Source organism: Pseudomonas sp. B21-028 (assembly GCF_024749045.1).
Lineage (GTDB): Bacteria > Pseudomonadota > Gammaproteobacteria > Pseudomonadales > Pseudomonadaceae > Aquipseudomonas.
Map to the genome: position 1 here is coordinate 5,073,521 of NZ_CP087184.1, position 23,791 is coordinate 5,097,311.

Genomic DNA, 23,791 nt, shown 5'->3' on the forward strand with positions numbered 1-23,791 from the left:
ATTCATCGATTGAAAAAATCTTTTTTACCCGCTCGTGGTTTATCGATATAAGGTGCCCCAAAGGCAGTCTTAGCCTGGAGTCGAACCCATGAGTACTGGCAAAGAACAACTGGATGTAGAAGACGATTTCATCGCCGTTGAAACCGAAGACGCCGAACCGGTGGTGGAAGTGCCCAAGACCAATCTGAGCAAGCGCCGCACCATCGACAACCTGCTGGAAGAGCGTCGCCTGCAGAAGCAGCTGGCCGATTACGACTTTGACCTCTGACACGTAAAAGCCTCCCTGGTGGAGGCTTTTTACTGAGTACGCGTGACCGAAACCTCACACCAACCCGTTACGCTGTGCCAACTCGATCAAGTCGACCAGCGAACGGGCATTGAGCTTCAACAACAGACGGGTCTTGTAGGTACTGACGGTCTTGTTGCTCAAAAACATCCCGTCCGCAATTTCCTTGTTGGTTTTTCCGCGGGCCAGTTGCTGCAGTACCATCATTTCTCGTCCGGACAAGCGATCCACCATATCGGACTCGCTGGCATTGCCAAGACTCGAACGCACGGTGTGCAGCGCCTGGTTGGGAAAGTAGCTGTAGCCGGAGAGTACTGCTTTTATTGCACTCAACAATTCCGTGAGATCCTGTTGCTTGCATACATATCCGGCCGCGCCCGTCTGCATACATCGCATCGAAAAATGCCCGGGTGCCTGGGAGGTCAGTACCAGCACTTTCAATGGCGAGGGGTTGGCGGTCAGACGCGCAATGACCTCCAGTCCATCCAGTTTCGGAATACCAATATCCAGGATAACAATATCAGGGGCTTGCTCCCGGGCAAGTTGTAACGCATCGACGCCGTTATCCGTTTCGGCAATAACTTCATAACCATGACGCTCCATTAGTAAACGTACAGCAAGACGAATGACGGGATGATCATCGACGATCAGCACTTTATTCATGGGCAAATCCAACTTCGCTGTTCGAATTTTTAGAGCAGGCACAATAGCCTAGTCATTTCTACCTTGGCATGCCGCGCCCCCTGGCCGCCAACACCGAAAGACGCAACCTACAGGCAACACAGAAAATTCCTACAAATTCCCGTGGAAATAATGTGCCATGAATGGATCATCAGAACGCTGGAAACGCTTTCTCGGATCCCGCTTCCCTATGAGCAGCGCGGCTTTAACCCTATGGAACCGTGCTTTTTACATATAGATAGCGACTCGACCGCTCATAAAAAGTAACTGAATTATTTATCCATAAATGAAATTTCTTTCTGCTCACGCAACAGAATTCATATAAAAGGGAAAGGACCCGTCAACACAACGATTACAAGAGAACACTCTCGCTTGATTCAAACTCATCAACCCGACAACCTGCCAAATATTACTTTACTTAAACTATCAAACTGGATTACCCATGAGCATTCACCATGAACAAGCCATTGAAAACCATTGCAAATCCCATGACTCTCATCGCCATATTCGCAACGCTATCAGAAACTTCCGCGGCGATTTCCTTGCCATTTCTGGATGATCAGGATCGTAAATATTATTTGTGGTTCCTGATCAGTTTTCCTTTTTATCTACTGCTTCTTTTTTTCGTCACACTCAACTTCAACTATCGCTCGTTATATTCCCCATCAGACTTTCGCAAGAACAAACACTTCGTCAAGACCATGGATGACCCGACGCGCCACGCTAAACGCATGTTCCGTCGGCCCCACAAGATAAAGAGATGGCGGGTACGCCTTCAGCGAGCAAAGCACGATCCACGACGGGTGGATTTTCTGGTGTGTAGCCCGTCGGAGCAACTGATCGACGTCAACCGGGCAAAACGTTCGAGACAGGTGACGGAGCGTGCAGAGATCGTCGTGTACGTCATGTACAACCACGACAGGGCCGATGTTGTGCCGGACGGATGAGCGATCAGGAGAAAGCGCCGCAACGGGGCGCCGCACAGGCAGGGAAGACAAAAAAAAAACGGCCTGCTCGAGGCAGGCCGCTTTCACATCGGCAGGGTCAGAACAGCTTGCGACCCTTGTTCGCCGCGATGCGCATGCGCAAGGCATTGAGCTTGATGAACCCGGCCGCGTCGGCCTGGTTGTAGGCGCCACCATCTTCTTCGAAGGTCGCGATATTGGCGTCGAACAGCGAATCGTCGGACTTGCGCCCGGTCACAATCACGTTGCCCTTGTACAGCTTCAGGCGTACGACACCGTTCACATTGACCTGGGAGGCGTCGATCATCTGTTGCAGCATCAGGCGCTCAGGGCTCCACCAGTACCCGGTGTAGATCAGGCTGGCGTACTTGGGCATCAGCTCGTCCTTGAGGTGCGCCACTTCACGGTCCAGGGTGATCGATTCGATTGCCCGGTGGGCACGCAGCATGATCGTGCCGCCTGGGGTTTCGTAGCAACCACGGGACTTCATGCCGACGTAACGGTTTTCGACGATGTCCAGACGACCGATGCCGTGTTCGCCACCAATGCGGTTCAGGGTCGCCAGCACGGTGGCCGGGCTCATTTCCACGCCGTCCAGTGCGACGATATCGCCGTTGCGATAGGTCAGCTCCAGGTATTGCGGGGTGTCCGGGGCCTTTTCCGGGGAAACGGTCCAGCGCCACATGTCTTCTTCGTGCTCGGTCCAGGTGTCTTCCAGCACGCCGCCTTCATAGGAGATGTGCAGCAGGTTGGCATCCATCGAGTACGGGGATTTCTTCTTGCCGTGACGCTCGATCGGGATCGCATGCTTCTCGGCGTAATCCATCAGTTTTTCACGGGACAGCAGGTCCCACTCGCGCCACGGAGCGATGACTTTCACGCCGGGCTTGAGGGCATAGGCGCCCAGTTCGAAACGCACCTGATCGTTGCCCTTGCCGGTAGCGCCATGGGAAATGGCGTCGGCGCCGGTTTCGTTGGCGATTTCGATCAGGCGCTTGGCGATCAGCGGACGGGCGATGGAGGTACCGAGCAGGTACTCACCTTCGTAAACGGTGTTGGCACGGAACATCGGGAACACGAAGTCGCGGACAAACTCTTCGCGCAGGTCATCGATGTAGATCTCTTTGACGCCCATGGCCTGAGCCTTGGCGCGTGCAGGCTCGACTTCTTCGCCCTGCCCCAGGTCAGCGGTGAAGGTCACCACTTCGCAGTTATAAGTGTCCTGCAGCCACTTGAGGATCACCGAAGTGTCCAGGCCGCCGGAATACGCCAGAACGACCTTGTTTACGTCCGCCATGCCATTACTCCACGGGTTGTACGGAAAGCCGTGAAGTCTAACGTCCGGCGCGGATAATTTACAGAGGCGCGACAGCTTATGACGACGAAGCGACAGATTATGTCGACCGCGCGACGATCAACATCGAATCAGGATGTGCGCGCAGTCGCCGTAGCGGGCGTCGGGGCCGAGGTCTTGGCCGGCGCAGACGCGGGTGCCAGGGCCTTGGCCGGCGTAGCGGCCGGGGCTGGAACCTTGGCTGGAGCCGCGGCGGGCGCAGGCTGAGGGGCCGACTGAGGGGCCGGCGCTTCGGAGGGGGACACACGGGATAGCTGGACGACCACGCGGCGGTTCTTGGCCCGATTGGCGGCGTTGGTGTTGGGCACCAGGGGATAACGCTCGCCATGGAAGCGCAAAGTGATCTGCGATTCCTGGAAACCATTGGCCTTGAAGAAGTCCATGACCGCCAGCGCTCGACGGCGCGACAGTTCACGATTGGTCAATCGGTTGCCACTATTATCGGAATGACCATCGAGTTCGACGTGATTGACGCTCGGGTCAGCCTTGATGAAATCGAGCATTACCTGCAGTTGAGCCTTGGCCCGAGCATCGAGCTCGGTTCCTTCGCCAGGAAAGCCGATCTGGGTCTGCTTCACCTGCTCGAAATTCTTTGGCAACAGTTTTGCCACACAGCCTTGATAGTCGCTGAAGGCCTTGTTGAAGCGCACGGGCAACAGCCGGACTTCCGACACCCGCCCGTCCTCGGTATTGCGACGCACCACCGGGCTACGGCCCTCCATCAGCCCGCTGATCAAGCGACCCGCCTGGACCTGGGAGCTGTTGAACAACACGTCACCACTGCCGATCCTGACCGAACCCAGATTGATATCGCCCCGCCCCGGTTGCCACGGCGCAGCCGCCGCCAGCAAGGTGGCCGACCCGCCCCCCATCATCGGGTTATAGGTCTTGAGACGAAACGTCGCCTGTTCGCCCGCCCGGCGCACGAATTCGCCGCTGCCGAAATCGGTGATCGGCTGGCTCAGCCGGCACTCGAACTTGTCACCCTCAACCGTCCACTCAATGCTCTCCAGACGGGTCTGGAAAGTGAGCGCCATGGCTGGAAGGCTGGCAAACACACTGAGCAAGGCTAGATAACGCTGGCGCACGGCAGGCTCCACTGGCATTTATACGAAATTCGATACTCGCTGAGAGTATGACGCCGGCCGGAGACACTGCACGGATTCGGTTCATACCTGAAGGGGCTATCGGTAACTTGCGGCAAAACTTGATAGCGGGTGCCTGTATCGGTCTTTTCCGGTAGCATTCCCCAGAGTTTGACCCGCCTGGAAGCCCCCCAATGTCCGACCGCCTGACCCTGCTGCGTCCCGACGACTGGCATATTCATCTTCGCGATGGTGCTGTGTTGACCCATACCGTCGCCGATGTCGCGCGCACCTTCGGGCGCGCAATCATCATGCCTAACCTGGTTCCGCCCGTGCGCAATGCCAGCGAGGCCGACGGCTATCGCCAGCGTATCCTCGCCGCACGCCCGGCCGGCAGCCGGTTCGAACCGCTGATGGTGCTTTACCTCACCGACCGTACCCAGCCCGAAGAAATCCGCGACGCCAAGACCAGCGGCTTCGTCCACGCCGCCAAGCTGTACCCTGCCGGCGCCACGACGAACTCGGACTCCGGTGTCACCAGTATCGACAAGATCTTCCCGGCGCTGGAGGCCATGGCCGAAGTCGGCATGCCCTTGCTGATCCACGGTGAAGTCACCCGCGGCGACGTCGACGTATTCGACCGCGAGAAAATCTTTATCGATGAGCACATGCGCCGCGTCGTGGAGCGTTTCCCGACACTCAAGGTCGTGTTCGAGCACATCACCACCGGCGATGCCGTGCAATTCGTCAACGAGGCCCCGGCCAACGTCGGCGCAACCATCACTGCGCATCACCTGTTGTACAACCGCAACCACATGCTGGTGGGCGGGATCCGGCCGCACTTCTATTGCCTGCCGATCCTCAAGCGCAACACCCACCAGGAAGCCTTGCTCGATGCCGCCACCAGCGGCAGCACCAAGTTCTTCCTCGGCACGGACTCGGCGCCCCATGCCCGCCATGCCAAGGAAGCAGCCTGCGGCTGCGCCGGTTGCTACACCGCCTATGCCGCCATCGAGATGTACGCCGAGGCGTTCGAACAGCGCAACGCGCTGGACAAGCTCGAAGGTTTTGCCAGCCTCCATGGCCCACGCTTCTATGGCCTGCCGGTGAACACCGATCGTATTACCCTGGTCCGCGACGAATGGACCGCCCCCGCCAGCCTGCCCTTCGGCGAGCAGACTGTCATCCCGCTGCGCGCCGGTGAAAAACTGCGCTGGCGCCTGCTGGAGGAAAGCGTGTGAGTGAAGAGCATTTCGATGACGAACTGGACGGCAACGGCGGTTCAGGCGGCACTCGCCACCCCATGGCTGCCCGGTTCCGGGGTTACCTGCCGGTCGTGGTCGACGTAGAGACCGGCGGTTTCAACTCCGCCACCGATGCGCTGCTGGAAATTGCCGCGACCACCATCGGCATGGATGAAAAAGGCTTCGTGTTCCCCGACCACACCTATTTCTTTCGCGTCGAACCCTTCGAAGGCGCCAACATCGAAGCCGCGGCCCTGGAGTTCACCGGGATCAAGCTCGATCACCCATTGCGCATGGCCGTCAGCGAAGAAACGGCACTGACCGACATCTTCCGCGGTGTGCGCAAGGCACTGAAGGCCAACGGTTGCAAACGCGCGATCCTGGTCGGGCACAACAGCAGCTTCGACCTCGGTTTCCTCAACGCGGCCGTCGCGCGCCTGGACATGAAGCGCAACCCGTTCCATCCGTTCTCCAGCTTCGACACTGCAACCCTGGCCGGCTTGGCGTACGGCCAGACCGTGTTGGCCAAAGCCTGCCAGGCAGCCGACATCGATTTCGACGGTCGCGAGGCCCACTCGGCCCGCTACGACACCGAGAAGACCGCCGAGCTGTTTTGCGGGATCGTCAATCGCTGGAAGGAGATGGGTGGCTGGCAGGATTTCGACGATTGATGCAAATCCTGGCTTGGCTTTATGTGGCGAGGGGATTTATCCCCGCTGGGCTGCGCAGCAGCCCCAATGGCAACGACTCAACCGGAACTGATACACCGAGTGAGTGCTTTTAGGGCTGCTGCACAGCCCAGCGGGGATAAATCCCCTCGCCACAAGTACTGCGTGCAGTTCTAAACCATAAAAAAACCGGCCCATCGAGGGCCGGTTTTTTTATGCCTGTTTCGCTTACAGCTTGTCGCCGTGCTCACCCAGGTAAGCAGCAACACCTTCTGGCGAAGCGGTCATGCCCTTGTCGCCTTTTTTCCAGTTGGCAGGGCAGACTTCGCCGTGCTCTTCGTGGAATTGCAGGGCGTCGACCAGACGGATCAGCTCTTCCATGTTACGACCCAGTGGCAGGTCGTTGACGATCTGCGAACGGACCACACCTTTGTCGTCGATCAGGAATGCACCACGGAACGCCACGCCGCCTTCGGACTCGACGTCATAGGCCTTGGCGATTTCGTGCTTCATGTCGGCAGCCATGGTGTATTTCACCTGGCCGATGCCGCCGCCGTTGATCGGCGTGTTGCGCCAGGCGTTGTGGGTGAAGTGGGAGTCGATGGAAACGGCGATCACTTCAACGTTACGGGCCTTGAAGTCGTCCATGCGGTGGTCCAGGGCGATCAGCTCGGACGGGCAGACGAAGGTGAAGTCCAGCGGATAGAAGAACACCAGGCCGTATTTGCCTTTGATGGCCGAGGACAGGGTGAAGCTGTCGACGATTTCGCCATTGCCAAGAACGGCAGGAACGGTGAAGTCAGGGGCTTGCTTGCCTACGAGTACGCTCATTGGATATCTCCTGGTGTAATAACGTGAAAAACCAAGGTTCGCATCAGCCTGCCACCCTCCGGCGACAGCCCTGTGACACGAACCTGCTTCGCAAGGACCGACCATCATACACCGCGCATTTGGACTGTCCTCAACGGTTTTTTGGCGTTATCGAAAAATCGCCAGAGTGCCACTAAAAAGCCGTTCGTCAGCCCGACGCCGCTCTAGCCCAGGCACTTCAGAAACCACTTTGACAATCATTCTCGTTAACATTAAGATCCGTCTCAATTGAGTCACAACCAGCGACGGTTCTCACTTATGTATGTATGCCTCTGCACTGGCGTCACCGACGGACAGATCCGCGAAGCGATCTATGAAGGTTGCTGCAGCTATCGCGAAGTCCGCCAGGCCACCGGCGTAGCCAGCCAATGCGGCAAATGCGCCTGCCTGGCCAAGGAAGTGGTTCGCGAAACCCTCGCCAAAGTGCAGACGGCCCAGGCGTCGATCCCCTTTCCCGTGGAATTCACCGCCGCGTAAAAACAGGCTTTTTAAAGAACCGGACTTAGTGTCCGGTTTTTTTATGCCTTTAAATCAATTGCTTAGCGCCAAGACGCGGAACACAAACATTCTTATTCCGATTAATTTTCATTTATTATTCAATAACTTAGGTTTGACACCCGTAAATGCGCGGCTCAAACTCCGCCTTATACACAGCTACTACAGGGCAGGCCTCACCATGAAAGGCGACGTTACAGTCATCCAGCATCTCAACAAGATCCTCGCCAATGAACTGGTCGCAATCAACCAGTACTTCCTGCACGCACGCATGTACGAGGATTGGGGCCTGAACAAGCTGGGCAAGCACGAGTACCACGAGTCCATCGACGAGATGAAACACGCGGACAAGCTGATCAAGCGCATCCTGTTCCTCGAAGGCCTGCCGAACGTCCAGGACCTGGGCAAATTGCACATCGGCGAACACACCCGGGAAATGCTCGAGTGCGACCTGCGCATCGAGCGCACCGGCCACGCCGACCTGAAGGCCGCCATCGTTCATTGCGAAAGCGTTGGCGACTTCGGCAGTCGTGAACTGCTGGAAGATATCCTCGAATCCGAGGAAGAGCACATCGACTGGCTGGAAACCCAACTGGGTCTGATCGACAAAGTGGGTCTTGAGAATTACCTGCAATCGCAGATGGGCGAAGAATAACCTTCGCTGGAAATGAGCCACTAAAAAGCCCCGCCCTCTGATGAGAGGCGGGGCTTTTTATTGGTTACTAATCCACCTGTGGGAGCGAGCCTGCTCGCGATGACGGTGTATCAGCCGCCATCACTGTATCTGACCCGCCGCTATCGCGAGCAGGCTCGCTCCCACAAGGTCCGGGTTCAACCACGGTATGTGTGTTGAACCCGGACCAGCGTAAATCAAGCTTCGGTCTTGTTCGCCGCAGCTTTCTCTACAGCTTCCTTGATCGCGGTCTGCAGCGAGCCGTCAGCGGCCATCTCGGTCATGATGTCGCTGCCACCGATCAGTTCACCCGCGACCCACAGCTGTGGGAAGGTTGGCCAGTTGGCGTACTTCGGCAGGTTGGCACGGATTTCCGGGTTCTGCAGGATGTCCACGTAGGCGAACTTCTCGCCACATGCCATTACCGCCTGGGCAGCCTTGGCCGAGAAACCGCACTGCGGCGCATTCGGCGAGCCTTTCATGTAGAGCAGGACGGTGTTGTTGGCAATCTGGTCTTTGATCGTTTCGATGATATCCATGGAGCACCTCGGCTTAAACTTCGCGACTCAAGTCGTCGACACGGTGGCGCATTGTAACGGAAAGCCGAGCAAGGTGCTCGGTCTCCTCCAGAGACAAATTCACGCAGCCGCCACCGTCACCGGCACGCCATTGAGCGCCGCATTGCCGGACAACTCATCCAGCAGGCACTCATCGGTCAGGTCATTGGCGCTGGAGCCGGGCTGTGCGCTGGCAATGCTCATCTGCACACCCGGCCGGGCATGCCCCCAACCGTGAGGCAGGCTGACCACGCCTTTCATCATGTCCGGGCTGCCCTGCACTTCGACTTCGATCACCCCCACCCGTGAGCTGACCTTCACCCGTTGCCCATCACTGAGCCCGCGACTGGCCAGGTCATCCGGGTGCATCAACAGTTGATGACGCGGTTTGCCCTTCACCAGTCGATGAAAGTTGTGCATCCAGGAATTGTTACTGCGCACATGCCGACGGCCAATCATCAGCAGCTCATCCGACTTGGGTGTCGGCAACGCGGCGAAACGCCCGATGTCGGCGAGAATCACCGCGGGGGCGGCCTGCACCCGCCGGTTCTCGGTTTTCAGTCGCGGTGTCAGGTTGGGCTTGAGCGCCCCCAGGTCGATGCCATGGGGATGGTCAAACAATGTCGCCAGGGACAGCTTGTGCGGCGAAGCATCCCCGTAAGCGCCCGCCCGCAAGCCAAAGTCGATCATCTGCGCCGGCGGCATGGTCGGCTTGAGTTCCTTGCCGGTCCTGGCGGCGAAGGCCTTGGCCAGGCCGACAAAAATCTCCCAATCGTGCAGTGCGCCCTCGGGCTTGGGCAGGATGGCCCGATTGAAACGAGTGACGTTGCGCACCGCGAACAGGTTGAACGTGGTGTCGTAATGGTCATTTTCCAGGGCGGAAGTCGAAGGCAGGATCAGGTCGGCATAGCGCGTGGTTTCGTTGATGTACAGATCGACGCTGACCATGAACTCCAGCCCGTCCAGCGCCTGTTCCAGTTGCCGTCCGTTGGGCGTGGACAGCACCGGATTGCCGGCCACGGTGACCAATGCCCGGATCTGCCCCTCACCCTCGGTGAGCATTTCCTCGGCCAGGGTCGACACCGGCAGTTCGCCAGCGTACTCGGGGCGCCCGGACACACGGCTTTGCCAGCGGTTGAAATGCCCGCCCGAGGTACTGGCAACCACATCCACCGCCGGCTCGGTGCACAGGGCCCCGCCAACCCGGTCCAGGTTACCTGTCACCAAGTTGATCACCTGGATCAGCCAGTGGCACAGCGTACCGAAAGCCTGGGTCGAGACGCCCATCCGCCCATAGCAGACCGCCGATGGCGCAGCCGCGAAGTCCCGGGCCAATTGACGAATCTGCGCTGCCGGCACCGCACAGAGCGGGCTCATCGCCTCGGCGGTGAAGGTTGCGACAGCCTGGCGCACGTCCTCAAGGCCATCCACCGGCAAGTGGCTGTCACGGGTCAGGCCTTCGCTGAACAACGTGTTGAGCAGGCCAAACAGCAGCGCGGCGTCACCACCGGGGCGTACAAAGAGATGTTGGCTGGCCATGGCCGCCGTTTCGCTGCGACGCGGATCGACCACCACCACCTTGCCGCCACGGGCCTGAATCGCCTTGAGGCGCTTTTCGACGTCCGGCACGGTCATGATGCTGCCATTGGACGCCAACGGGTTGCCGCCCAGGATCAGCATGAAGTCGGTGTGATCAATGTCCGGGATCGGCAGCAACAGGCCGTGGCCGTACATCAGATGGCTGGTCAGGTGATGGGGCAACTGATCCACCGACGTCGCCGAGAAGCGGCTACGGGTTTTCAACAAGCCCAGGAAATAGTTGCTGTGGGTGGTCAGCCCATAGTTATGCACGCTGGGATTGCCCTGGTAGACCGCCACGGCGTTCTGGCCGTGGCGCTCCTGAATGGCCGCCAGACGTTCAGCGACCAATGCAAACGCTTCGTCCCAGGCAATGGGCTGCCATTCGCTGCCAATGCGCTGCATGGGTTGGCGCAAACGATCCGGGTCGTTCTGGATATCCTGCAGGGCCACCGCCTTGGGGCAGATGTGGCCCCGGCTGAAGCTGTCCAGCGGATCGCCCTTGATCGAGGTGATCGCCAGGCCCTGGCCTTCGGTTTCGGTGGTTTCCAGGGTCAAGCCACAGATGGCTTCACACAGATGGCACGCACGGTGATGAAGAGTCTTGGTCATGGCCAGTCTCTGTTTTATTCGTGGCGGCCGCTTTCGGCCGCGGGAACAAAACTATGGCGCGTGATCCACACCTTTGCCAGCGAGGTTCGTCCTGTGAATTGCCGGGCATCAGGCGTACCGATGAACTGGCATCATTGTTCAGGAGGTGGTGCCAACAGCTGGATCTCTTCGACGGTCTGCACCTGTTCTTGGGCGATGGGCGTGCCCGTCAGCTCGCCGATCAATCGCCAATGCTCGTCGAGCCCGCCGCTGATAGTGGCCATGCGATCGATCATTCGGCGACCGGCGGCCTTGATGACTTCATCGTCGCTGCGCAACAACTCGAATGACATGGACGTCACCGAAGCGGTGAGGTGGGTCAGGGAGCGTGCCGTCAGCCCCAGCAGCTCCATCAGTTGTTGCTCTTTCGAATCCATTTCGAGGCTCCTGCGTCTAGGGGTTCTTTTATAACCCAGCCCTTTTGCATTAGGAAATGTTTCACACTTACCAACAGACAGGCGAATCATTGAGCGACAGGTCATAAACCGACCACCCGCCATGCCAGGCCCGTCCCGACGGATTGCCAAGCCGCGCAACGCCAGTGTACAAATGGGTCGCTGCTGTCAGGAAACCGGCCTCAAACATGTCATCCCAACCTGGCGATGACCCCGCTGAAATCCCCAAAAACCGTAGCCCTATTGGTAAGACGCGACATTTAATGTCAATATCGCGCCTTCCCTTATTTTCGTCGCCCCCGTGCGGCTTTTGCCGCAGGTCTCGCCCGTTTTTCCTTAAACAAGGCTTTGAGTATCTGCGGTCCGTTACAAAAAGGTAGTCAATCATGAGCGCAAGGCACTTTCTCTCCCTGATGGATCTCACGCCCGATGAGTTGCTCGGCGTGATCCGTCGAGGCGTGGAGCTCAAAGACCTGCGTAACCGCGGCGTACTGTTCGAGCCCCTGAAGAACCGCGTACTGGGAATGATCTTCGAGAAATCATCGACCCGTACCCGTATTTCGTTTGAAGCCGGCATGATCCAGCTCGGCGGCCAGGCGATCTTCCTGTCGCCCCGCGATACCCAGCTGGGCCGTGGCGAACCCATCAGCGATTGCGCCATCGTCATGTCGAGCATGCTCGACGTGGTGATGATCCGTACCTTTGCCCACAGCACCCTGACCGAATTCGCCGCGCATTCCCGCGTGCCGGTGATCAATGGCCTGTCCGATGACCTGCACCCCTGCCAGTTGCTGGCCGACATGCAGACGTTCCTGGAACACCGGGGCTCGATCCAGGGCAAGACCGTGGCCTGGATCGGCGATGGCAACAACATGTGCAACAGCTATATAGAAGCGGCGATGCAATTCGACTTCCAGTTGCGCATCGCCTGCCCCGAGGGCTACGACCCCAACGCCGAACTGGTCGCCAAGGCCGGGGACCGGGTGACCATCGTCCGTGATCCGAAACTGGCCGTGGCCGGCGCGCATCTGGTGAGCACCGACGTCTGGACCTCCATGGGTCAGGAAGAGGAAACCGCCAAGCGCCTCGAATTGTTCGCGCCGCTGCAGGTCAACCGCGCCCTGCTCGACCTGGCGGATGCCGAGGTGCTGTTCATGCATTGCCTGCCGGCCCACCGTGGCGAGGAGATCAGCTTCGACTTGCTGGACGACCCGCGCTCGGTCGCCTGGGACCAGGCCGAGAATCGTCTGCATGCACAAAAGGCCCTGCTTGAGTTCCTTGTCGAGCCGGCGTACCACCACGCATGAGTCATCCCCTGCTGTTGAACCTGCACAACCTGGCCTGCGGTTACCAGGACCAGCGGGTCGTGCAGAATCTCAACCTGCATCTCAATGCCGGCGACATCGGTTGCCTGCTCGGCTCGTCCGGGTGTGGCAAGACCACGACACTGCGAGCCATCGCCGGCTTCGAGCCGGTGCACGAAGGTGAAATCCAGCTGGCCGGGGAAACCCTTTCCCGCGCCGGCTTCACTCTGGCTCCGGAAAAGCGCCGTATCGGCATGGTGTTCCAGGACTACGCGCTGTTTCCCCACCTGAGCGTGGCCGAGAACATCGCCTTCGGCATCCGCAAGCATCCGGCCAAGGATCGCGTGGTGGAAGAGCTGCTGGAGCTGGTCAACCTGAAGAACCTGGGCAAACGCTTTCCCCACGAATTGTCCGGCGGCCAGCAGCAGCGCGTGGCACTGGCCCGAGCACTGGCCCCGGAGCCACAACTGTTGTTGCTCGACGAACCGTTCTCCAACCTCGACGGCGAGCTGCGTCGCAAGCTCAGCCATGAGGTTCGGGACATTCTCAAGGCCCGCGGCACCAGCGCCATTCTGGTCACCCATGACCAGGAAGAAGCCTTCGCCGTGAGTGACCATGTCGGCGTGTTCAGGGACGGTCGGCTGGAACAGTGGGACACGCCCTACAACCTGTACCACGAACCCCTGACGCCCTTCGTCGCCAGTTTCATCGGCCAGGGCTATTTCATCCGTGGCCGGCTCGAAAGCCCGGAATCGGTACAGACCGAGCTGGGTATCCTGCGTGGCAACCGGGCCTACACCTGGCCCGTCGGTAGCGCGGTGGATGTGCTGTTACGGCCGGACGATATCGTCTACGCGCCGGACAGCCCACTCACCGCCCGGATCATCGGCAAGACGTTCCTGGGAGCTTCGACTTTGTACCGCCTGCAATTGCCGACGGGGGCACAACTGGAGTCGATTTTCCCGAGCCATGCCGATCATCAGGTCGGCGCCGATGTCGGTATCCGCGTGTCGGCTGAACATCTGGTGCTGTTCCAGGCCTCGGGCAGCATGGCCGCGCAGATACCGGCGGTGGAAAGTGGCGTGCGGCGGTATAGCGCGACTCATTGAGCCTGGGCCGAGCCGCCTTCTCTCCACTGTGCTCGGATCTTTGATCGTAGGAGCAGCTGTCTTATCTTTGCCGCCGTCATCGCGAGCAGGCTCGCTCCCACAGGTCTTGGTGGTGTATGCAAAGGCTGCGTACAGCCCAAATCCCCTGTGGGAGCGAGCCTGCTCGCGATAGCGGCCTGACTCTCCCTGACGTACTCAGTTCAGCTCAGCCCAGCAACAACGTCCCACTGGCCACCAACCTCGCATCCCCGCCAATCTTCACCCGCTCCCCCTCCAGCCGGCAGAACAGCGCCCCACCCCTGGTCGAGCACTGATAGGCCGTCAGTCCCAGCTTGTTCAGGCGCTTGGACCAGTACGGAACGAGGCTGCAATGGGTCGAGCCAGTCACCGGGTCCTCGTTGATCCCAATCGCCGGCGCAAAGTAACGCGAGACAAAGTCATGCCGGCTACCTGGCGCGGTCACGATAGCGCCGGGCCACGGCAGTTTGGCCAGGGCCGCCATGTCCGGTTTGCAGTCGAGCACCGCTTGCTCCGACTCCAGCACCACCATCAGCACATTGGATGACAGGACGTCCACCGCCTCGACACCGAGGGCATTCTGCACGGCCAGGGAGGCGCCCAGTTCGCTGGACACCATGGCCGGAAAATCCAGCCACAACCGCTCACCTTCGCGACTGACGCTCAACGGGCCGGATTTGCAGATGAAATCCAACCGCTCGGCAGCCTCGTGGTAGATCTCGAACAACACATGGGCGCTGGCCAGCGTGGCGTGTCCGCATAACGGGACTTCGGTGGTGGGGGTGAACCAGCGGATGTGCCAATACTGGCCTTCGCGAACCAGGAACGCGGTTTCGGCCAGGTTGTGTTCGGCGGCGATCTTGTGCATCAAGTCATCGGCCAGCCAGGCATCGAGCCGATAGACTATCGCCGGGTTGCCGCCAAACGGTCGGTCGCTGAACGCATCGACTTGATGAAACGCGAGCTGCATGGCCTTCTCCTTCGTCTTGTTATGGAGGTGCGAGCATGAGACGTCTTGAAACCGTCACGCCAGTGACAGATCAAGTGAATTTTCACCCTACAGCGTAGGGCAAGATCTGCCCGCAAGAAGCTCAGGCGCGACCGATATCGGCGAACGCCGCCCCGGTATGCTCGGCCAGTACCCCTGGCGCCAGCTCCACCTCCAACCCACGCCGACCCGCGCTGACATAGATGCTGGCGAAGGGTTGAGCGGAATTGTCGATGAAGGTGCGCAAGCGCTTTTTCTGCCCCAACGGGCTGATACCGCCCAGCAGATAACCCGTGGAGCGTTGTGCGGCCGCCGGATCGGCCATCTCGACTTTTTTCACACCGGCGGCATGGGCCAGCGCTTTCAGATCCAGGCTGCCCCCAACCGGCACCACCGCCACCAGCAACTCACCTTTCTCACTGGCGGCCAGCAATGTCTTGAACACCTGCGCCGGATCCAGCCCCAGCTTTTCCGCGGCCTCCAGGCCATAGGAGGCGGCTTTGGGATCGTGTTCGTAACTGTGGATACGATGCTCGGCGCGCACTTTTTTAAGCAGATCCAATGCGGGGGTCATGACCGCTCCTGAAGAAATCAGAAAAGAGTGGGCCGGAATTCTAAGTCATACTTCACGAATAGTTGAAAATAAGACCGAAGGTTCACTTTCAATCTTTGACAGCAGCGTTTCTTGTCTATATTTTTTCGAAAGTGAAAGCCAGAACGCATGTCTCGAGCCCCACCCGAGACCAGATTTACGTCCCAAGGCAATCGATATGACCGACATTCAGAACAAGAACTACATCATTGCCCTCGACCAGGGCACGACCAGCTCCCGCGCGATCATCTTCGACCGTGACGCCAATGTGGTCTGCACCGCCCAGCGCGAATTCGCCCAGCATTATCCCCAGGCCGGGTGGGTCGAACATGACCCGATGGAAATCTTCGCCACCCAGAGTGCGGTCATGGTCGAAGCCCTGGCCCAGGCCGGCCTGCATCATGATCAGGTGGCCGCCATCGGCATCACCAACCAGCGTGAAACCACGGTGGTGTGGGACAAGACCACCGGTCGTCCGATCTACAACGCCATCGTCTGGCAATGTCGGCGCAGCACCGAAATCTGCCAACAACTCAAGCGCGATGGCCACGAGCCCTACATCAGCCAGACCACCGGCCTGGTCACCGACCCGTACTTCTCCGGCACCAAGCTCAAGTGGATCCTGGACACCGTGGAAGGCAGTCGCGAGCGGGCGCGCAACGGTGAACTGCTGTTCGGCACCGTCGACAGCTGGCTGATCTGGAAATTTACCGGCGGCAAGGTCCACGTCACCGACTACACCAACGCCTCGCGCACCATGCTCTTCAACATCCACTCCCTGGAATGGGACACGAAGATGCTCGACATCCTCGACATCCCCCGGGAAATGTTGCCGCAAGTGAAGTCATCCTCGGAAATCTATGGCCGCACCAAGAGCGGTATCGCCATTGGCGGTATCGCCGGCGACCAGCAAGCCGCCCTCTTCGGCCAGATGTGCGTGGAACCGGGCCAGGCAAAAAACACTTATGGCACCGGCTGTTTCCTGCTGATGAACACCGGGAACAAGGCCGTCAAATCCAATCACGGCATGCTCACCACCATCGCCTGCGGCCCACGCGGCGAAGTGGCCTATGCCCTGGAAGGCGCGGTATTCAATGGCGGCTCCACGGTGCAATGGTTGCGCGACGAGCTGAAAATCGTCAACGACGCCCTCGATACCGAATACTTCGCCAACAAGGTCAAAGACAGTAATGGCGTGTACCTCGTGCCCGCCTTCACCGGCCTTGGCGCGCCGTACTGGGACCCCTATGCCCGTGGCGCACTGTTCGGCCTGACGCGCGGCGTGCGGGTCGACCACATCATTCGCGCGGCACTGGAGTCGATTGCCTACCAGACCCGCGACGTGCTCGACGCCATGCAGCAGGATTCCGGCGAGCGCCTCAAGGCCTTGCGCGTGGACGGCGGCGCGGTGGCGAACAACTTCCTGATGCAATTCCAGGCCGACATCCTCGGCACCCAAGTCGAACGCCCGAAAATGCGCGAGACCACAGCCCTGGGCGCCGCCTACCTGGCGGGCCTGGCATGCGGCTTCTGGGGCAGCCTGGAAGAGCTGCGTGGCAAAGCGGTGATCGAGCGCCGGTTCGAACCGCAACTGGACGAACAGGCGAAGGAAAAACTCTACGCTGGCTGGAAAAAAGCCATCAGCCGCACCCGCGATTGGGAATCCCACGAAGACGCCGAATAGCCTGAAACCGGCATGAAGAAGGACTGCAACTGGTCGGGAGTGGATTCCTGCGGCATCATGGGCAAATTTTGCATGGCAGCCCAAAGGAAGTCCCATGAATCTGCCTCCCCGTCAGCAGCAAATCCTCGAACTGGTCCGCGAACGCGGCTATGTCAGCATCGAGGAAATGGCTCAGTTGTTCGTCGTCACCCCGCAAACCATCCGCCGCGACATCAATCAGCTGGCCGAGGTGAATCTGCTGCGTCGCTACCACGGTGGCGCCGCCTACGATTCGAGCGTTGAAAACACCGCCTATGCCATGCGCGCCGATCAGATGCGCGATGAGAAGCAACGCATCGCCGAAGCCATCGCCGCCCAGATTCCCGATCACGCATCGCTGTTCATCAACATCGGCACCACCACCGAATCCATCGCCCGGGCACTGCTCAACCACAACCAGCTCAAGATCATCACCAACAACCTGCACGTGGCTTCGATCCTCAGTGCCAAGGACGACTTCGAAGTGTTGATCGCCGGTGGCAACGTGCGCCGCGACGGCGGTGTGGTAGGCCAGGCCAGCGTCGATTTCATCAACCAGTTCAAGGTCGATTTCGCCCTGGTGGGCATCAGCGGGATCGACGAAGACGGCAGCCTGCTGGACTTCGATTACCAGGAAGTGCGCGTCTCCCAGGCGATCATCGCTAATGCCCGGCAAGTCTTGCTGGCGGCGGACTCTAGCAAGTTCGGGCGCAACGCCATGGTCCGCCTGGGGCCCATCAGCCTGATTGACTGCCTGGTGACCGACCAGCAACCGGTGCCGGCCTTGGTGCAGTTGCTGAGCCAGCACAAGATTCGGCTGGAAGTGGTCTGAGCGCCCTACAAGACCTTGTGGCGAGGGGTTTAGCGAAACGTCGCACCGCCCCGCTGGGTTGCGCAGCAACCCTAAGCCCTGCCCCTCGGTACTTCAGATAAGTTGGGTGACTGAAGGGGGCTGCTGCGCAGCCCAGCGGGGCGGTGCGACGTTTCGCTAAATCCCCTCGCCACAAGAGCACATCGCCCCGTATACCCTTTCTCATGTTCGAAAATTTTCCTTTTGACGCCTTTCGATGAGTTTTTTCAATCGGGATCAACTAGCCGTTGCTGTATTAATGGGCTAGTATTTTCGTAAATGAACATCTATGTTCGAATTCAAATGTTACGAGAAGAGCCCGAGGCCAGCCGATGCCCACCTCCACGTTGCCTACGCCCCCAATCGCCGAAATCTACGACGTCGCCGTCATTGGCGGTGGTATCAATGGCGTAGGGATTGCCGCGGACGCTGCCGGTCGCGGTCTTTCGGTGTTCCTTTGCGAAAAGGATGACCTGGCCAGCCACACGTCTTCGGCCAGCAGCAAGCTGATCCATGGCGGGCTGCGCTACCTCGAACATTACGAATTCCGCCTGGTGCGTGAAGCGCTGGCCGAGCGCGAGGTGTTGCTGGCCAAGGCCCCGCATATCGTCAAGCAGATGCGCTTCGTACTGCCCCACCGCCCGCACCTGCGTCCGGCCTGGATGATCCGTGCCGGTCTGTTCCTCTATGATCACCTGGGCAAGCGTGAACAGCTCGCCGGCTCCAGGAGTTTGAAATTCGGTGCCGACAGCGCGCTGAAAAGCGAGATCACCAAGGGCTTCGAATACTCCGATTGCTGGGTCGACGATGCACGGTTGGTGGTGCTCAACGCCATGGCGGCGAGGGAAAAAGGCGCGCACGTTCACACCCGTACCCGTTGCGTGAACGCCCGCCGCAGCAACGGCCTGTGGCATTTGCACCTGGAACGCGCCGACGGCAGCCTGTTTTCAATCCGCGCCAAGGCGCTGGTGAACGCAGCCGGCCCGTGGGTCGCCAAGTTCATTCGCGATGACCTGAAGATGGAATCCCCTTACGGTATTCGTCTGATCCAGGGCAGCCATGTGATCGTGCCGAAACTCTATGAAGGCGAACACGCGCATATCCTTCAGAACGAAGACCAGCGCATCGTGTTCACCATTCCTTACCTGAACCAGTTCACCCTGATCGGCACCACCGACCGCGAATACACCGGTGATCCGGCCAAGGTGACGATTACCGACGGCGAAACCGATTATCTGTTGAATGTGGTCAACGCCCACTTCAAGAAGCAGATCAGCCGTGACGACATCCTGCACAGTTATTCCGGTGTGCGTCCGCTGTGCAACGACGAGTCCGACAACCCGTCGGCCGTGACCCGGGATTACACCCTGGCACTCTCCGGCGGCGGCGCAGAGGCGCCCTTGCTCTCGGTATTCGGCGGCAAGCTGACCACCTACCGCAAACTGGCCGAATCGGCCATGGCGCAACTGGCCCCCTACTTCACCCAGATGCAGCCGAGCTGGACCGCCGACGCCCCGTTGCCCGGCGGCGAAAACATGACCACCCCGCAAGCACTCTGCTCAGCGATCCGCGACAAGTTCGACTGGGTACCCACCGACCTCGCGCGCCGCTGGGCCACGACCTACGGCAGCCGTACCTGGCGCATGCTCGAAGGCGTACACAACCAAAGCGACCTGGGCGAGCTGATTGGTGCCGGCCTCTACACCCGGGAAGTCGACTACCTGTGCAGCGACGAGTGGGCCGTCGATGCCCGGGACATTCTGTGGCGCCGCAGCAAGCTGGGCTTGTTCACCAGCCCTGCCGAACAGGAAAAGCTGCAGCAGTACCTGGACAAAGTTGCCGACAACCGCCGCAAGATCGAAGCGGCCTGATCCATCAGCCTGCTCACAAAAGCCCCTGGATCTAACGATCCAGGGGCTTTTTGCTATCTGAACTCTCGCCGCCGTCCTGTGGGAGCGAGCCTGCTCGCGATAGCGATGGCACATTCAGCATTTGTTGATTCAGACCCACCGCGATCGCGAGCAGGCTCGCCCCCACAAAGGTCGAGGCGGATTCAAAGCATTCGGTTTTCCGAACACGACCCGACGGTCGGTTCGGCTAACCGGATGATTTCCCCATAAAAAACCCGAAACAAAACATTAATATCCATATAAAACAATAGGTTAGTACTAACGTCCTGGCCTGGCACGGGTCATGCTCTACACTCGTGGAGACGAATGCCTGGACGCCAACACAACAGGAGCAACCGGGCACTCGAAGTACTCAGGGCCGAACCGGCTGAAATAAAAAAAACAATGTCGAGGAAACATCGATGCGTATCGTTCCCCATCTCCTGGGCGCAGCCGTTGCTGTCGCTCTGATCAGCACCCCTGCTTTCGCCGCCGAACTGACCGGCACGCTGAAAAAGATCAAAGAGTCCGGCGTCGTCACGCTCGGCCATCGCGACGCCTCCATCCCGTTCTCCTACATCGCGGACGCTTCCGGCAAACCGGTCGGCTACTCCCACGACATTCAGTTGAAAGTCGTCGAAGCCCTGAAAAAAGACCTGGACATGCCTAACCTGCAGGTCAAGTACAACCTGGTCACTTCGCAAACCCGTATCCCGCTGGTGCAGAACGGCACCGTGGACCTGGAATGCGGCTCCACCACCAACAACGTCGAGCGTCAGCAGCAGGTTGACTTCTCCGTCGGCATCTTCGAGATCGGTACCCGTCTGCTCTCCAAGAAAGACTCCAAATACAAGGATTTCGACGACCTGAAAGGCAAGAACGTCGTGACCACCGCCGGCACCACCTCCGAGCGCCTGCTCAAGGCCATGAACGCCGACAAGCAGATGGGCATGAACGTCATCTCCGCCAAGGACCACGGCGAATCCTTCCAAATGCTGGAATCGGGTCGTGCCGTCGCGTTCATGATGGACGATGCCTTGCTGGCCGGCGAAGCGGCCAAGGCCAAGAAAGCCGATGACTGGGCCGTCACTGGCACGCCACAGTCCTACGAAATCTACGGCTGCATGATGCGCAAGGGCGACGAGCCGTTCAAAAAGGCTGTCGATGACGCCATCAAGGCCACCTACGCTTCGGGCGAGATCAACAAGATCTACGAAAAATGGTTCATGCAGCCTATCCCGCCAAAAGGCCTGAACCTCAACTTCCCAATGAGCGAAGAGCTCAAAAAGTTGATCGCCAATCCGACGGACAAAGCGGCTGACGACAAGAAGTCCTGATTTTTCTGACTAACCTTATCTCCTGAAGGGGCCCGGCCCTTTCAGGGGATGGTCACTCCCAGCTGACAATAAGGAAACACTCGAACCGGTGGCTGTCGAGCCGGACGCGTGTGCCTGACCTTCAGGGTCGGGCGGGAACGGAGCTTCCCCAGACGGGCATCTGTACATCGAACGATCTGAGGGGAGACCCTAATGAATTACAACTGGGACTGGGGCGTGTTCTTCAAGTCCACCGGCGTGGGCAGCGAGACTTATCTCGACTGGTACATCGCCGGCCTGGGCTGGACCATCGCCATCGCCGTCGTGGCCTGGATCATCGCCCTGCTGCTGGGCTCGATCCTGGGCGTGATGCGCACCGTGCCGAACCGGCTGGTGTCGGGTATCGCCACCTGCTATGTGGAGCTTTTCCGTAACGTGCCGTTGCTGGTGCAGCTGTTCATCTGGTACTTCCTGGTGCCCGACCTGCTGCCCGCCGATATGCAGGAGTGGTACAAGCAGGACCTGAACCCGACCACCTCGGCCTACCTGAGCGTTGTCGTGTGCCTGGGCCTGTTCACCGCCGCCCGGGTCTGCGAACAAGTGCGCACCGGTATCCAGGCGCTGCCACGCGGCCAGGAATCCGCTGCCCGGGCCATGGGCTTCAAGCTGCCGCAGATCTACTGGAACGTGCTGCTGCCCCAGGCCTACCGGATCATCATTCCGCCGCTCACCTCGGAATTCCTCAACGTCTTCAAGAACTCCTCCGTGGCCTCGCTGATCGGCCTGATGGAACTGCTCGCGCAGACCAAGCAGACCGCCGAGTTCTCCGCCAACCTGTTCGAAGCCTTCACCCTGGCGACCTTGATCTATTTCACCCTGAACATGAGCCTGATGCTACTCATGCGCATGGTCGAGAAGAAAGTCGCGGTGCCCGGCCTCATCTCCGTGGGGGGTAAATAATGGAATTCGATTTCAGTGGTGTCGTTCCGGCCATTCCCGGCCTGTGGAACGGCATGATGATGACCCTCCAACTGATGGTCCTGGGCGTGGTCGGCGGCATCGTCCTGGGCACGATCCTGGCGCTGATGCGCCTGTCCCATAACAAGTTGCTGTCCAACATCGCCGGCGCCTACGTCAACTATTTCCGCTCGATCCCGCTGCTGCTGGTGATCACCTGGTTCTACCTGGCGGTGCCGTTCGTGCTGCGCTGGATCACCGGCGAAGACACGCCAATCGGCGCGTTCGGCTCCTGCGTCGTGGCGTTCATGATGTTCGAAGCCGCGTACTTCTGCGAAATCGTGCGGGCCGGCGTGCAGTCGATTCCCAAGGGCCAGATGGGCGCCGCCCAGGCGCTGGGCATGAATTATGGCCAGACCATGCGTCTGATCATCCTGCCCCAGGCGTTTCGCAAGATGACCCCGCTGCTGCTGCAACAGAGCATCATCCTGTTTCAGGACACCTCGCTGGTCTATACCGTCGGCCTGGTGGACTTCCTCAATGCTTCGCGGGCCAATGGCGACATCATCGGCCGCTCCAATGAGTTCCTGATCGTCGCAGGTCTCGTGTACTTCACAATCAGCTTTGCCGCCTCGCTGCTGGTCAAGCGTCTGCAAAAAAGGTTCGCCGTATGATCTCTATCAAGAACATCAACAAGTGGTATGGGGACTTCCAGGTACTGACCAATTGCAGCACCGAGGTCAGCAAGGGTGAAGTGGTGGTGGTGTGCGGGCCGTCGGGTTCGGGCAAGTCCACCCTGATCAAGTGCGTGAACGCCCTGGAGCCGTTCCAGAAAGGCGACGTCGTGGTCGACGGCACGTCCATCGCCGACCCGAAGACCAACCTGCCGAAACTGCGTTCGCGGGTGGGCATGGTGTTCCAGCACTTCGAACTGTTCCCGCACCTGACCATCACCGAGAACCTGACCATCGCGCAGATCAAGGTGCTGGGTCGCAGCAAGGAAGAAGCCACCAAGAAAGGCTTGCAGTTGCTCGATCGGGTCGGCCTCTCGGCCCACGCTCACAAGCATCCGGGCCAGCTCTCCGGCGGCCAGCAGCAGCGCGTGGCGATTGCCCGTGCGCTGGCGATGGACCCGGTGGTGATGCTGTTCGACGAACCGACCTCGGCCCTCGACCCGGAAATGGTCAACGAAGTGCTCGACGTGATGGTGCAACTGGCCCACGAAGGCATGACCATGATGTGCGTGACCCACGAAATGGGCTTCGCCCGCAAAGTGGCGAACCGGGTGATCTTCATGGACCAGGGCCAGATCATCGAAGACTGCCCGAAGGAGGAGTTCTTCGGCGACATCAGCGCCCGCTCCGAACGTGCGCAGCACTTCCTTGAGAAAATCCTGCAGCACTGACAGCTCAACACGTTCCCCTGTGGGAGCGAGCCTGCTCGCGAAAGCGGACCAACAGTCAGCATCCATGTCGACTGTACTGCCCTCATCGCGAGCAGGCTCGCCCCCACAACGGTCGAGTGGCTTTGTAGATTTGTGTTGTGGTTGACCCAAGGCTTCTGT

Annotated in this window: 24 protein-coding genes; 15 read left to right on the top strand and 9 right to left on the bottom strand. The window is 59.4% G+C overall.

Annotated elements, in window-relative coordinates:
• Positions 1 to 88: 88 nt before the first annotated feature.
• Positions 89 to 268 carry a PA3496 family putative envelope integrity protein gene (locus tag LOY35_RS21900; protein WP_047701153.1) on the top strand — a complete coding sequence of 60 codons (180 nt, stop codon included), beginning with the start codon at positions 89 to 91 and terminating at the stop codon, positions 266 to 268.
• Positions 269 to 322: 54 nt separating this feature from the next.
• Here the strand turns inward: LOY35_RS21900 and LOY35_RS21905 are convergent, their stop codons facing one another.
• Complete coding sequence (locus LOY35_RS21905; protein WP_024779512.1) at positions 323 to 949, bottom strand: response regulator transcription factor; 627 nt, start codon at positions 947 to 949, stop codon at positions 323 to 325.
• 473 nt (positions 950 to 1,422) lie between these two features.
• Between LOY35_RS21905 and LOY35_RS21910 the strand changes: the two genes are divergently transcribed.
• Positions 1,423 to 1,914 (top strand): hypothetical protein, encoded by a 492-nt coding sequence (locus LOY35_RS21910; protein ID WP_258627105.1) that lies wholly within the window; start codon positions 1,423 to 1,425, stop codon positions 1,912 to 1,914.
• A gap of 97 nt (positions 1,915 to 2,011) precedes the next feature.
• Here LOY35_RS21910 and LOY35_RS21915 read toward each other — a convergent pair whose 3' ends face one another.
• Both LOY35_RS21915 and LOY35_RS21920 read right to left on the bottom strand, forming a co-directional pair.
• Positions 2,012 to 3,229 (bottom strand): argininosuccinate synthase, encoded by a 1,218-nt coding sequence (locus LOY35_RS21915; protein WP_024779511.1) that lies wholly within the window; start codon positions 3,227 to 3,229, stop codon positions 2,012 to 2,014.
• A gap of 128 nt (positions 3,230 to 3,357) precedes the next feature.
• Entirely contained in the window at positions 3,358 to 4,374 is a 1,017-nt protein-coding gene (locus tag LOY35_RS21920) for an OmpA family protein (protein ID WP_258627114.1), read from the bottom strand.
• Between the two features lie 191 nt (positions 4,375 to 4,565).
• Here LOY35_RS21920 and pyrC point away from each other — a divergent pair, with 191 nt between their 5' ends.
• Positions 4,566 to 5,612, top strand: coding sequence for a dihydroorotase (pyrC, locus tag LOY35_RS21925; RefSeq protein ID WP_258627124.1), 1,047 nt, complete (start codon positions 4,566 to 4,568; stop codon positions 5,610 to 5,612).
• Entirely contained in the window at positions 5,609 to 6,286 is a 678-nt protein-coding gene (gene rnt / locus LOY35_RS21930) for a ribonuclease T (protein ID WP_258627129.1), read from the top strand. Before pyrC ends, rnt begins: the two co-directional genes overlap by 4 nt.
• 225 nt (positions 6,287 to 6,511) lie before the next feature.
• On the opposite strand, the gene LOY35_RS21935 is transcribed toward rnt, so the two are convergent.
• Positions 6,512 to 7,114, bottom strand: a complete 603-nt coding sequence (locus tag LOY35_RS21935) for a peroxiredoxin (RefSeq protein WP_047701158.1) — start codon at positions 7,112 to 7,114, stop codon at positions 6,512 to 6,514.
• Between the two features lie 297 nt (positions 7,115 to 7,411).
• Between LOY35_RS21935 and LOY35_RS21940 the strand changes: the two genes are divergently transcribed.
• Positions 7,412 to 7,630, top strand: a complete 219-nt coding sequence (locus tag LOY35_RS21940) for a bacterioferritin-associated ferredoxin (protein ID WP_041020240.1) — start codon at positions 7,412 to 7,414, stop codon at positions 7,628 to 7,630.
• Positions 7,631 to 7,829: 199 nt separating this feature from the next.
• Complete coding sequence (gene bfr, locus LOY35_RS21945) at positions 7,830 to 8,303, top strand: bacterioferritin (protein ID WP_258627133.1); 474 nt, start codon at positions 7,830 to 7,832, stop codon at positions 8,301 to 8,303.
• Between the two features lie 215 nt (positions 8,304 to 8,518).
• On the opposite strand, the gene grxD is transcribed toward bfr, so the two are convergent.
• The 3 genes from grxD to LOY35_RS21960 form a co-directional block, all read right to left on the bottom strand.
• Positions 8,519 to 8,860, bottom strand: coding sequence for a Grx4 family monothiol glutaredoxin (grxD, locus tag LOY35_RS21950; RefSeq protein WP_258627139.1), 342 nt, complete (start codon positions 8,858 to 8,860; stop codon positions 8,519 to 8,521).
• A gap of 99 nt (positions 8,861 to 8,959) precedes the next feature.
• Positions 8,960 to 11,068 (bottom strand): molybdopterin oxidoreductase family protein, encoded by a 2,109-nt coding sequence (locus LOY35_RS21955; protein WP_258627145.1) that lies wholly within the window; start codon positions 11,066 to 11,068, stop codon positions 8,960 to 8,962.
• A gap of 131 nt (positions 11,069 to 11,199) precedes the next feature.
• Positions 11,200 to 11,484, bottom strand: a complete 285-nt coding sequence (locus LOY35_RS21960; RefSeq protein ID WP_024779502.1) for a hypothetical protein — start codon at positions 11,482 to 11,484, stop codon at positions 11,200 to 11,202.
• A gap of 404 nt (positions 11,485 to 11,888) precedes the next feature.
• On the opposite strand from LOY35_RS21960, the gene argF reads away from it, so the two are divergent.
• Together argF and LOY35_RS21970 are read left to right on the top strand one after the other, a co-directional pair.
• The gene (gene argF / locus LOY35_RS21965) at positions 11,889 to 12,809 is read left to right on the top strand and encodes an ornithine carbamoyltransferase (protein WP_258627148.1); all 921 of its coding nucleotides are present in this window, start codon (positions 11,889 to 11,891) and stop codon (positions 12,807 to 12,809) included.
• Positions 12,806 to 13,915 carry an ABC transporter ATP-binding protein gene (locus tag LOY35_RS21970; RefSeq protein ID WP_258627150.1) on the top strand — a complete coding sequence of 370 codons (1,110 nt, stop codon included), beginning with the start codon at positions 12,806 to 12,808 and terminating at the stop codon, positions 13,913 to 13,915. Before argF ends, LOY35_RS21970 begins: the two co-directional genes overlap by 4 nt.
• 205 nt (positions 13,916 to 14,120) lie before the next feature.
• Here the strand turns inward: LOY35_RS21970 and LOY35_RS21975 are convergent, their stop codons facing one another.
• Together LOY35_RS21975 and ybaK are read right to left on the bottom strand one after the other, a co-directional pair.
• On the bottom strand, positions 14,121 to 14,903 hold the full coding sequence (locus LOY35_RS21975; RefSeq protein ID WP_258627152.1) for a PhzF family phenazine biosynthesis protein: 783 nt from the start codon (positions 14,901 to 14,903) through the stop codon (positions 14,121 to 14,123).
• A 121-nt stretch (positions 14,904 to 15,024) separates the two neighbouring features.
• Complete coding sequence (gene ybaK, locus LOY35_RS21980) at positions 15,025 to 15,495, bottom strand: Cys-tRNA(Pro) deacylase (protein WP_258627154.1); 471 nt, start codon at positions 15,493 to 15,495, stop codon at positions 15,025 to 15,027.
• A gap of 196 nt (positions 15,496 to 15,691) precedes the next feature.
• On the opposite strand from ybaK, the gene glpK reads away from it, so the two are divergent.
• The 7 genes from glpK to LOY35_RS22015 all read left to right on the top strand — a co-directional run bounded on the left by glpK (position 15,692) and on the right by LOY35_RS22015 (position 23,632).
• Positions 15,692 to 17,197: a glycerol kinase GlpK gene (glpK, locus tag LOY35_RS21985; RefSeq protein WP_258627156.1), complete on the top strand. Its 1,506-nt coding sequence runs from the start codon at positions 15,692 to 15,694 to the stop codon at positions 17,195 to 17,197.
• A 94-nt stretch (positions 17,198 to 17,291) separates the two neighbouring features.
• Entirely contained in the window at positions 17,292 to 18,047 is a 756-nt protein-coding gene (locus LOY35_RS21990) for a DeoR/GlpR family transcriptional regulator (RefSeq protein WP_258627159.1), read from the top strand.
• 350 nt (positions 18,048 to 18,397) lie between these two features.
• Positions 18,398 to 19,936 (top strand): glycerol-3-phosphate dehydrogenase, encoded by a 1,539-nt coding sequence (gene glpD / locus LOY35_RS21995; RefSeq protein WP_258627161.1) that lies wholly within the window; start codon positions 18,398 to 18,400, stop codon positions 19,934 to 19,936.
• A gap of 440 nt (positions 19,937 to 20,376) precedes the next feature.
• On the top strand, positions 20,377 to 21,291 hold the full coding sequence (locus LOY35_RS22000; protein WP_258627162.1) for a glutamate/aspartate ABC transporter substrate-binding protein: 915 nt from the start codon (positions 20,377 to 20,379) through the stop codon (positions 21,289 to 21,291).
• 192 nt (positions 21,292 to 21,483) lie between these two features.
• The gene (locus LOY35_RS22005) at positions 21,484 to 22,230 is read left to right on the top strand and encodes an amino acid ABC transporter permease (protein ID WP_258627164.1); all 747 of its coding nucleotides are present in this window, start codon (positions 21,484 to 21,486) and stop codon (positions 22,228 to 22,230) included.
• A complete protein-coding gene (locus LOY35_RS22010) occupies positions 22,230 to 22,901 on the top strand; it encodes an amino acid ABC transporter permease (RefSeq protein WP_258627167.1) in 672 nt (223 codons plus the stop codon). Before LOY35_RS22005 ends, LOY35_RS22010 begins: the two co-directional genes overlap by 1 nt.
• Positions 22,898 to 23,632, top strand: coding sequence for an amino acid ABC transporter ATP-binding protein (locus tag LOY35_RS22015; RefSeq protein WP_258627169.1), 735 nt, complete (start codon positions 22,898 to 22,900; stop codon positions 23,630 to 23,632). Before LOY35_RS22010 ends, LOY35_RS22015 begins: the two co-directional genes overlap by 4 nt.
• Positions 23,633 to 23,791 lie beyond the last annotated feature (159 nt).

Coding starts and splice junctions, on each gene's coding strand:
- LOY35_RS21900 (WP_047701153.1), top strand. CDS start 89: ATGAGTACTGGCAAAGAACAACTGGATGTAGAAGACGATTTCATCGCC.
- LOY35_RS21905 (WP_024779512.1), bottom strand. CDS start 949: ATGAATAAAGTGCTGATCGTCGATGATCATCCCGTCATTCGTCTTGCT.
- LOY35_RS21910 (WP_258627105.1), top strand. CDS start 1,423: ATGAACAAGCCATTGAAAACCATTGCAAATCCCATGACTCTCATCGCC.
- LOY35_RS21915 (WP_024779511.1), bottom strand. CDS start 3,229: ATGGCGGACGTAAACAAGGTCGTTCTGGCGTATTCCGGCGGCCTGGAC.
- pyrC (WP_258627124.1), top strand. CDS start 4,566: ATGTCCGACCGCCTGACCCTGCTGCGTCCCGACGACTGGCATATTCAT.
- LOY35_RS21935 (WP_047701158.1), bottom strand. CDS start 7,114: ATGAGCGTACTCGTAGGCAAGCAAGCCCCTGACTTCACCGTTCCTGCC.
- LOY35_RS21940 (WP_041020240.1), top strand. CDS start 7,412: ATGTATGTATGCCTCTGCACTGGCGTCACCGACGGACAGATCCGCGAA.
- bfr (WP_258627133.1), top strand. CDS start 7,830: ATGAAAGGCGACGTTACAGTCATCCAGCATCTCAACAAGATCCTCGCC.
- grxD (WP_258627139.1), bottom strand. CDS start 8,860: ATGGATATCATCGAAACGATCAAAGACCAGATTGCCAACAACACCGTC.
- LOY35_RS21955 (WP_258627145.1), bottom strand. CDS start 11,068: ATGACCAAGACTCTTCATCACCGTGCGTGCCATCTGTGTGAAGCCATC.
- LOY35_RS21960 (WP_024779502.1), bottom strand. CDS start 11,484: ATGGATTCGAAAGAGCAACAACTGATGGAGCTGCTGGGGCTGACGGCA.
- argF (WP_258627148.1), top strand. CDS start 11,889: ATGAGCGCAAGGCACTTTCTCTCCCTGATGGATCTCACGCCCGATGAG.
- LOY35_RS21970 (WP_258627150.1), top strand. CDS start 12,806: ATGAGTCATCCCCTGCTGTTGAACCTGCACAACCTGGCCTGCGGTTAC.
- LOY35_RS21975 (WP_258627152.1), bottom strand. CDS start 14,903: ATGCAGCTCGCGTTTCATCAAGTCGATGCGTTCAGCGACCGACCGTTT.
- ybaK (WP_258627154.1), bottom strand. CDS start 15,495: ATGACCCCCGCATTGGATCTGCTTAAAAAAGTGCGCGCCGAGCATCGT.
- glpK (WP_258627156.1), top strand. CDS start 15,692: ATGACCGACATTCAGAACAAGAACTACATCATTGCCCTCGACCAGGGC.
- LOY35_RS21990 (WP_258627159.1), top strand. CDS start 17,292: ATGAATCTGCCTCCCCGTCAGCAGCAAATCCTCGAACTGGTCCGCGAA.
- glpD (WP_258627161.1), top strand. CDS start 18,398: ATGCCCACCTCCACGTTGCCTACGCCCCCAATCGCCGAAATCTACGAC.
- LOY35_RS22000 (WP_258627162.1), top strand. CDS start 20,377: ATGCGTATCGTTCCCCATCTCCTGGGCGCAGCCGTTGCTGTCGCTCTG.
- LOY35_RS22005 (WP_258627164.1), top strand. CDS start 21,484: ATGAATTACAACTGGGACTGGGGCGTGTTCTTCAAGTCCACCGGCGTG.
- LOY35_RS22010 (WP_258627167.1), top strand. CDS start 22,230: ATGGAATTCGATTTCAGTGGTGTCGTTCCGGCCATTCCCGGCCTGTGG.
- LOY35_RS22015 (WP_258627169.1), top strand. CDS start 22,898: ATGATCTCTATCAAGAACATCAACAAGTGGTATGGGGACTTCCAGGTA.